Genomic DNA, 1,540 nt, shown 5'->3' on the forward strand with positions numbered 1-1,540 from the left:
AGCTCGTCGCGCGTGACCAGCAGACGCGCGCCCGAGTCCTGCAGCATGAAGGCGATCCGCTCGGCCGGGTACTCCGGGTCCACCGGCACGTACGCCGCGCCCGCCTTCAGCACGCCCAGCACGGCGGCGATCAGCCCCGGCCCGCGCTCCATCGCGACCCCCACCCGCGCCTCCGGGCCCAGCCGCAGCGCGAGCAGCCGCCGGGCGACGGCGTCGGACGCGGCGTCCAGCTGCGCGTACGTGGTCTCCCGCGCGCCGAAGACCAGCGCGACGGCATCCGGCGTCCGCGCCGCCTGCGCGGCGAAGAGGCCGTGCACCAGCTCCCCGGCGGGGTAGCCCCTTTCGGTGTCGTTCCACTCCACCAGCACCCGGGCGCGCTCCTCCTCGCCCAGGAAGGCCACGTCGGCGACCGGACGGGAGACGTCCGAGACCACCGCCTCCACCAGGCGCGCGAAGTGCCCGGCCATCCGCTCCAGGGTCGCGCGCTCCCACAGATCCGCGCGGAAGGCGAGCGAGCCGGCGAAGCCCTGTTCGCCCTCGGACAGTGCGAGCATCAGGTCGAACTTGGGCGTCTCCCCGCCGCCGGCCGCCAGGGGCTCCACCTCCAGCCCACCCATGCGCAGATCGCCCCGCTCGTTGTTCTGCAGGACGAACATCACCTGGAAGAGCGGCGAGTGCGCCAGGCTCCGCTCGGGCGCCAGCTCCTCCACCAGGCGCTCGAAAGGGATCTCCTGGTGCTGGTACGCCCCCAGCGTCGTTTCCCGCACCCGCCTCAGCAGTTCCAGGAACGAGGGCTCGCCCGAGAGATCGGTGCGCAGGACGAGCGTGTTGACGAAGAAGCCGATCAGCGGCTCCGTCTCCAGGCGCGTGCGTCCGGCGATCGGCGTGCCCACGCTGACGTCCTCCACCCCCGCGTAGCGCGACAGCAGGAGCTGCCACGCCGCCAGCAGCGTCATGAACGCCGTGGCTCCCTCCCGCCGCGAGAGCGCACGCAGCCCGCGCCAGACTTCCGCGGTGAGGTCCACCCGCGCGCTCCCGCCGCGAGGGTCCTGCACCTGCGGGCGCGGCCGGTCCGTCGGCAGCTCCAGCAGGGGAGGGGCGCCGGCCAGCCTGTCGCGCCAGTAGCCGAGCTTGGATTCCAGGATCCCGCCTGACAGCCAGCCGCGCTGCCAGGCGGCGTAGTCGGCGTACTGCACCGCCAGCTCCGGCAGCCCTGCCTCGCGCCCTTCCGCCAGCGCATTGTAGAGCGCAGACACCTCGCGGATCAGCACGCCCATGGACCAGCCGTCGCTGACGATGTGGTGCATGGCGAGGAGCAGCGCCCACCCGTCCTCCTCCAGCCGGACGGCCAGGGCGCGCAGCAGCGGGCCCGCGGCCAGGTCGAAGGGCCGCGCCGCCTCGGTCGAGGCAAGACGCAGCACCTCCGCCTCGCGCGCCGCCGCCGGCAGACCCCGCAGGTCGGCGACAGGGAGGACGAACGGGGCGGCCGCGCGGACGACCTGCACGGGCTCGCCGTCCTCGACCGCGAAGACGGTGCGCA

Annotated in this window: 1 protein-coding gene; it reads right to left on the reverse strand. The window is 74.2% G+C overall.

Translation table 11 applies throughout. The features are described from left to right. Positions 1-1,540: condensation domain-containing protein (locus VIB55_RS10810; protein ID WP_331876672.1), on the reverse strand; the 1,540-nt coding region annotated here is incomplete at both ends.

Origin of the sequence: Longimicrobium sp., from assembly GCF_036554565.1 — a bacterium.
Taxonomy (GTDB): domain Bacteria; phylum Gemmatimonadota; class Gemmatimonadetes; order Longimicrobiales; family Longimicrobiaceae; genus Longimicrobium.